This window comes from Cellulomonas septica (assembly GCF_012396155.1).
In the GTDB taxonomy this organism is placed as follows: Bacteria; Actinomycetota; Actinomycetes; order Actinomycetales; family Cellulomonadaceae; genus Cellulomonas; species Cellulomonas septica.
Genome location: NZ_JAAXOY010000100.1, coordinates 1 through 8,035 on the forward strand (window position 1 = coordinate 1; position 8,035 = coordinate 8,035).

An 8,035-nucleotide genomic window follows, 5' to 3' on the forward strand; every position below is an offset into this window, starting at 1 on the left:
AGCCGCTGCTCGGTCTCCGCGGCGCCGGCCTGGAAGGCGAGCCGGTCGCGGGCGGCGCTGCCCGAGAGGCCGAGGTCGCGCTTCATGGCGTCGAGCACGCCGTTCGCGACCTTGGGCGCGGTGACGGGTGCGGGGGCGCCGACGTCGGGGTCGCTGGTGGCGGCCTGGGCGACGGCGGGGGCGAGCACCAGGGTGGTGGCGAGCCCGAGGGTGGCGAGGGTCTTCGAGTGCATGCGTCTCATGTCACAGCTCCGGTGAATAGGCGGATGACTGATGTCATTGGCATTGCGACTCGGATGCTACCCGTGGGTATCGAAAGAGTGAAACCCCTCGGGCGGGCGCGATCCGGCGGTCCGCGGGCACCCGGGCGAACGCCCAGGTCAGGGCCGATCGACCGTACGGGTCGCGGAACACCCGGGCCGGACGGGGGCGGTGGTCCGAGAGTCAGGCGTCCGATGACGGGGCGGCGTCCGCCTGTCGTGACGTCATGCGCCGACGTCGAAGAAGCACGCCCGCGCCCACGGTCGAAGAAGCACGCCCGCGCCCACGAGCGTCAGGGCGACCGCGACCACGGTCGCGATCCCCTGCGGCTGGAAGAGGACGAGGTCCGTGGCGGAAGCGCGTGCCGCGTCGCGGGTCGCCCTCCCGGGCGTGACGAAGGGCCCGCACCCCTCCTCAGGTGCGGGCCCTCCGTGTCCGGCGGCGCGGGGCGGGCGCTGCGGATCGCCCGCCCCGCGACCACATCAGCCGCCGAACCAGCCGATCAGCCACCTCCACGAGGCTGCCGGCCCGTTGTCGAACCAGTCGTGCACGTCGTCCCACCAGTGGTGCGACGGGCCGTGCGCGTGGCCCGAGTCCTTCTCGACGAGCACCGCGACGGTCCGGGCGGGCACGGTCACCGTGCCGGTCGCCTTGTCCCAGGTGGTGCCCTTGACGACCGGGTCGCTGCCGCGGGCCTGGATCGTCGACAGCGTGTAGCGGTCACCCGCGAGCGCCGTGATCGTCTGCGTCGTCGCTTCGTCGGAGGCGTTGACGACGACGAGGAGCCCGTCGAGCTTCTTGTCCACGTCCTTGTCCCAGCGCCGCGTGTCGCGGTCCCAGCCGCCCTGGTCGGCGACGTGCATGACGACGACGCCGGGGGTGGCCTGCGGGCCGGAGTTCGGGAACGTCACCTTCTGCTCGATGAGGTCCGCCGACCCGAGCCGGAACAGCGGGGTCGAGAACCGCAGCCGGAGCAGGTCGTCGGCCGCCGCCGAGGCCGCCTGGATGTCGGCGGGGGTCGGCTTGAGCGCCGGGTCCGCCAGCAGCGGCTGCTGGAAGGGCCACTTCGCCTCGTTGTCAGGTCGCGGCGGCAGGCCGCGGCCGAACCCGTTGTCCTGCTTCGACGGGTCGAACAGGTTGAACCAGTCGCCCGAGTCGTAGGAGTTCCGGTCGAGCGACTTGCTGCGCAGCAGGTCGGCGCCCGCGTGCCAGAAGCTCGGCGTCTGGGCCAGCGCGGTGGTCGACAGCGACACGGTGTTCATGCGGACGCGGTCGGCCATGGTCGTGGCCTGCGGGAGCTTGTACGTCAGCGCGTCGAACAGCGTCTCGTTGTCGTGCGCGTCGACGTACGTGACGACCTCCTCGGGCGAGTCCGCGTAGCCCGCGGGCTGGCCGTTGTAGTCGAGCTCGTCGCCCCGCTTGACCGTGCCGTCCGACGCGAGCAGCCGGTACTCGCGCAGGTTGCCGGCCATGCCGAGCCGCACCAGGTCGGCCGCGTGCTGGACGCGGGCCAGCTGGTCCGCCTCCGAGCCGTTGGCCGCGTCGCCGTTCGGGTCGGTGAACGCCCCGGAGCCGAAGCCCTGGATGCGCGGGTTCTCGTCGAACGGGCCGCCGCCGCGGACGGCGTCGCGGAGCCGGTCGGAGAACGTGCCGATGCCCGTGCCGCCGAGCTGCCCCTGCGTGGCCTGGTAGAAGAGACGGTTGTCGGCGACCTCGCCGAAGTTCCAGCCCTCGCCGTACAGGTACACCTTGCGGCCGTCGACGCCGTCCTTCTTCGGCGTGAGGTCGTCGAGCGCGTCGCGGACCGCCTCCATCGTGGCGCGCGAGTGGTGGCCCATGAGGTCGAACCGGAACCCGTCGACCTTGTAGTCGCGCGCCCAGGTGACGACCGAGTCGACCATCATCTTCTCGGCCATGCGGTGCTCGGTCGCGACGTTCTGGCAGCACGTCGACGTCTCGACCGCACCGGTCGCGTTCAGCCGGTGGTAGTAGCCGGGGACGACGCGGTCGAGGATCGACTTCGGGTCCTGACCGCTGGCCGCGGTGTGGTTGAACACCTGGTCGAGCACGACCTGCAGGCCGTCGGCGTGCAGCGCCCCGACCATCGTGCGGAACTCCGCGACGCGCGCTCCCCCGTCGGCGTCGACCGCGTACGAGCCCTCGGGCGTCGTCCAGTGCAGCGGGTCGTAGCCCCAGTTGAAGCCGTCCTGCGCGGCCACCGCGGTGACGCACGCCTGCTGCTCGGGCGAGTCCGGCGGGAACGACGCGAGGTCGCACTGCGGCACGGTCTGGTCGGCACGGGCCTCGGGGATCGTCGCGATGTCGAACGTCGGCAGCAGGTGCACCGTCGTCAGCCCCGCGTCCGCGAGCTCACGCAGGTGCTGGCGCCCGGCGCCCGCACCGGCGAACGCGAGGTACGTCCCCCGCTGCGCCTCGGGCACCGTCGGGTCGCTGATCGAGAAGTCGCGCACGTGCAGCTCGTAGATCGTCTGGTCGACGGGCCGCACGACCGGCTGCTTCGTCTTCTCCCACTGCTTCGGGCGGTACTGCTTGTCCGCCAGGTCGACCAGCACCGAGTGCGTGCTGTTCAGGGTGAGCGCGACCGAGTACGGGTCGGTCACGCGGTTGACCTCGACGGCGTCCGTCGTCGGGGCGTAGACCGTGACCTCCCACAGGTACGCGGCGCCCGCCCACTTCTTCGCTCCCTCGACCGTCCAGGAGCCGTCCTTCTGGCGCTTCGCGTCGACGGTCTGCGGCTCACCGCTCGTGTCGACCCCGCCGGACTTCCCCGCCGGCCAGAGCAGCAGGTTGACGTCCTGGGCCGTCGGGGCCCAGAGCGCGAGCGTCGGGACGCCCTTGCGCCACGTCGTGCCGAGCGCGCGGTCGTCCGCCTGGTCGGCGTACAGGTCGTCGAGCACGCCGGGGATCTGCACGCCGGTCGCCGCCTGGAGGGCGCCGTCGGCGGCCTCCTGCGTGACGAGCAGCTCGCCACGCAGCAGCTCACGGGCCTCGTCGGCGGACGCGTCGACCTGCAGGGCGAGATAGCCCTCGAGCGCCGGGAAGCGCTCGAGCTGCGCGTCGCTGAGCCCGTCGGCGTCGTACGTGAGGTCCACCGTGGTCGCCGCGCCGGACACGGACCCGTCGGTCACGCCGAGCGAGCCGTCCGGTGCGCCGTGCAGGTGCCACGTCGAGGCGGCCGGGTCGGTGGCCCACTCGGCCGGCCACGCGATCGTCTCCGCGTCGATCCACTGCGCCCGCTCCTCGCCCGTGCCGGGCAGCCCGGGGTCGGCAGCCTCGATGGTGAGGACGTGCGTCGCGAGGACGTACGAGAACGTCACGGGCTTGCCGTCGGCGACCGTGAACGGGATGTTCGCGCCGCCCGGGGCGCCGCCCGCGCCGTAGTTCTCGGTCCACGACAGGCCGTGCGCGACCTTGGCCTCGTACGAGCCCGCGGGGATCACGTCCGTCGTGAAGGTGTAGGTGCCGTCACCGTCCGGGTCCTGCAGCCACGTCCTCAGGCAGTCGGGCGACCAGTCGGCCGCGCAACCCACCTCGGAGTTGTGCGAGCCCGGGACCGTGAGGATCGGGCCCTGCGCCGTCGACGTGAACCAGTGCGTGACCGGGTCGTAGTAGAAGGTCACCGGGCCGGCCGCGGCCAGCGTGTAGGTGACGTTCGCGCCGCCGGGCGCGCCGCCCGCGCCGTAGTTCTCCGTCCACGTGCCGCCGATCGCGACCTTGTACTCGTACGTGCCGGCGGGCAGCGTGAAGGTGCCCGCGTAGACGCCGTCGGCCCGGTACGTCAGCCGCGCCGTCTCGCACGCGGGGGCCCAGTCGCCCGCGCAGCCCATCTCGCTGTTGTGGCTGCCGGGCACGGAGACCACGAGGTCACCCGGGTCCGGGCCCTCGTCCACGTCGCCGTCGACGCGGATGCCGACGCTGCCGAACGAGGAGGCCGCCGACCGGTGACCGGCCGCGTCGACCGTGACCGCGCGGTACTCGACGAGCGTGCCGCGGGCCAGGCCCGTGACGTCGTGGTAGACCCGCGGGCTGGTCGTCTCGGACGTGCCGAGCGACGTCCACCCGTCGTCACCCACCACGCGGTAGGCGAACGACGTCTGGCTCCACACGTCGTCCGCGACGTCGGCCCCCACGGGAGCGACGCCGCTCACGGCCCCGCCCGCGCCGGGCACGTCGAGCGTGATCGGGCCGGCCGTCGCCGGGGCGCCGACCGTCGTGCCCGCCCGCAGGACGACCGCCGACAGCGCGGGGATCGTCAGCGACACCGTGCCGTCCGCCGCCGCGGTGACGGTGCCGGTCGTGCCGTACAGCCCGGTGAACGTCGCGCCCGGGGTGAGCGTGTCGACCGTGACCGTCGCAGGGGCGGCGCCGTTGTTCAGCGCGACGAGGTGCTCGACCTTCTCCGACGCGTCGACGCGCGAGAACGCGTAGACGGCGCCGTCGGAGTAGCGCTCGATCTGCGCGCCGGTGCGCAGCGCGGGCGTCTCGGCCCGCAGCGCCGCGAGGTCGGCGATCGTCCGGTACAGCACCGTGTCGGTGTCGTAGCGGTCGACCGAGCCCGCCGTCGTGCCGTCGAGGAGTGCCTGGTCCGCGTACTCGTCGACCTGCGTCGCGAACAGCGACTGGCGCGCGTCCTTGTCGGTGCCGTCCAGCGAGCCGTCGCCGACGAACCCCTGCTCGTCGCCGTAGTAGACGACCGGCTGGCCGCGCGTCAGGTACATGAGCGCGTGCGCGAGCTGCGATCGCGCCTGCGGGTCGGTGGCGTCCTTCACGAAGTGCCCGATGCGGCCCATGTCGTGGTTGCCGAGGAACGTGGGCAGCGCCTGCGCGTTCGACGTCGGGGTCGTGTAGTAGTCGTCGCCCGCGAACAGCGTCGAGAGCGCCTCGGCCGACGACGAGCCGCCCGCGTACCCCGCGGCGGCCGACTGGAACGTGAAGTCGAGGACCGCGTTCATGTCCGTCCGGCGCATGTACGGCGACAGCTTCGCCGGGTCGGCGTCGTACACCTCGCCGAACATGAAGAAGTCCGGGTTGCCGACCGACGCGGCGTGCTCGCCGATCGCGGTGGCCCACTGCTGCCAGAACTCGAAGTTCACGTGCTTGGCGGTGTCGATGCGGAAGCCGTCGATGCCGAGGTCCACCCACGCCTCGTAGACGTCCTCGAAGCCCTGCACGACGCGCGGGTCCTCGGTCATGAGGTCGTCGAGGCCGGAGAAGTCGCCGTACGTGACGGACTCGCCGGTCCAGGTCGAGTTGCCGCGGTTGTGGTAGACCGTCGGGTCGTTGAGCCAGGCCGGGACCTTGACGTCGGCGTCGGCCGGGTCGATCACGGGCGTGTACGGGAACGACGTCGCTGGGTCGAGCGTCGGGAAGTCGTCGGTGCCCGCGTAGTCGGCCGGGTCGAACTCCGTGCCGTCCGCCGCGCGGTACGGGACGTCGTCCTGCTCGACGTAGTCGTACGTCCCCTCGGCGTAGTCGATGACGTCCGCGGTGTGGTTCGTGATGATGTCGAAGTAGACGTCGATCCCGCGCGCGTGCGCGTCGTCGATGAGTGCCTCGAGCTCGGCGTTGGTGCCGAGGTGCGGGTCGATCTGCGTGAAGTCCGTGATCCAGTACCCGTGGTACCCGGCCGACGCGTCGGCGCCCGTGCCCTGCACGGGGTTGTTCTTGAACGACGGGGTCAGCCAGATCGCCGTCGTCCCGAGCCCGGCGATGTAGTCGAGCCGCTCGCGCAGGCCCGCGAGGTCGCCGCCCTGGTAGAAGCCCTTGTCCGTCGTGTCGAGGCCCGTGACCAGCCGGTCGCCCGTGAGGCCGCCCGTGTCGTTCGACGGGTCCGCGTTCGCGAACCGGTCCGTCATGACGAAGTAGAAGCTCTTGCCGGCACCCGGGTCGCGCACGGGCTCGGCGACGAGGGCCGCGTCCTCGTCCGTGTAGCCGCCGGCCAGGCCCAGGGGCGTGACCGACGTGCGGTGCGTCGCGTCGTCGTACGTCACGCGCAGCGTCGTCGCGCCCGCGAGGACGAGCGGGCTGTTGTCGCCGGAGCCGTCGACGCCGTACGACTCGTCCCACGCGTCGTCGAGCGCGACCTTGTACTCCCACGTGCCCGCGGGGACCTCGAAGTCGGCGGTGAACGTGCCGTCGCCGACGGGGGTCAGCTCGGTCGCGTCGCAGGCGGGCTGCCAGTCGTCCGTGCAGCCCAGCTCGGACTGCAGGCTGCCGACGAGGGCCGCGCTGGTCGCGGTGGCGGTGGCGGGCGCGGCCGCGGCGAGCGCGGCGGAGCCGACGAGACCCGTCGCGACGGCGAGGGCGGTGGCGCCCGCGACCGTGCGGCGGGCGGAGGTGGTGCGGCGTCTCGGAGGGGCAGAGGGGCGGCGCGACATGGCGACTCCTTCGTCGGCCCGGCACGGCGGTGTGGCGGGACGTCGCGACCGTACATTCTTGCTGCAACTTGCAGCAAGGGTTTCGGGCCAATCGGTCCAGCGGACACGGACCGGACACCCCCGGACGCGCTCCAGTTCAGCACGTCGCCCTCGGCGGCGCGCGCCCAGGCGTCCCGCGACTCCTCGGCCGGACCCGCCGACCGCGGACGCACGCGACCCGCGCCGGTCCCGAGGTTCCGGACCGGCGCGGGTCGTGGTGGGCGTCGACGCGGCGTCGCCTCAGCCCGTCGGGCGGTGCGACCTCCGCTCAGGCACCGTCCCAGTCACCCACGACGGGGACCTGGGAGGCGTCGCCGTACACGAACTTGCGCTCGGGAGCGGAGCCGTCGTTCTGGTCGTTGAGGTGCCACACCGAACCCTCACGGACACCCACGGTGTCGATGCCGTCCCCGTTCCAGTCACCGACCACCGGGACGTGGGACGCCTCGCCGTAGACGAACTTGTACTCCGGCGCCGACCCGTCGTTCTGGTCGTTGAGCTGCCAGACGGAGCCGTCACGCACACCGACGGTGTCGACGCCGTCACCGTTCCAGTCCCCGACCACGGGGCGGTGCGACGCCTCCCCGTACACGAACTTGCGCTCGGGAGCGGACCCGTCGTTCTGGTCGTTGAGGTGCCAGACGGACCCGTCTCGCACACCCACCGTGTCGACGCCGTCGCCGTTCCAGTCACCGACGACCGGGACGTGGTGCGCCTCGCCGTAGTTGAAGACGCGCTCGGGTGCGGACGCGTCGTTCTGGTCGTTGAGGTACCAGACGCCGGCACGCCACACGCCGACTGTGTCGACGCCGTCACCGTTCCAGTCGCCCACGACGACCGTGTCTCCCGGGTTGCCGTACCCGAACTTGCGCTCCGGCGCCGACCCGTCGTTCTGGTCGTTGAGGTGCCAGACGTTGGCTTCACGCACGCCGACCGTCTCGGTGCCGGACGACGTCGAGGGCGCGTACCGGGAGATCCAGGGGCGGAGGTCGTCGACGCGCGTCTCGGTCGCCCCCTGGAGCGTGGTGGCCGCACCGAGGCAGCCGCCCTGGTACGCGGTGTGGTGGATCGCGACCAGCTCGAGCCCGCCCGAGCTCGCCCGCAGGGCCGGACCGCCCGCGTCACCCTTGCAGATCGTCGCGCCGGCGCCGGAGGCCTGGATGTCGATCGTGCCCGCGCCCACCGCCGTCACCGTGTACGTCGCCGCGTGCGCGGTGTCCGGCACCAGCGACGTCGCGGTGCGGCCGAACCCCGTCACCGTGAGCTCCTGCCCGGCGACCGGCGCGGACGCGGCCAGCCGGACGGGCGCGACGCCGTCGACGGGCGACGACAACCGG

The 8,035-nt window shown here is 72.6% G+C and carries 2 protein-coding genes and 1 pseudogene; all 3 read right to left on the minus strand.

From position 1 onward, the window contains the following. Window positions 1-233: pseudogene (locus HGA02_RS05965) on the minus strand (S1 family peptidase); the annotation flags it as partial. 510 nt (window positions 234-743) lie between these two features. Further along, complete coding sequence (gene pulA, locus HGA02_RS05970; protein WP_168678236.1) at window positions 744-6,659, minus strand: pullulanase-type alpha-1,6-glucosidase; 5,916 nt, start codon at window positions 6,657-6,659, stop codon at window positions 744-746. 307 nt (window positions 6,660-6,966) lie between these two features. Next, window positions 6,967-8,035, minus strand: a 1,069-nt coding sequence (locus HGA02_RS05975; protein WP_168678237.1) for a trypsin-like serine protease, incomplete at its 5' end; no start/stop codon positions are given.

Coding starts and splice junctions, on each gene's coding strand:
- pulA (WP_168678236.1), bottom strand. CDS start 6,659: ATGTCGCGCCGCCCCTCTGCCCCTCCGAGACGCCGCACCACCTCCGCC.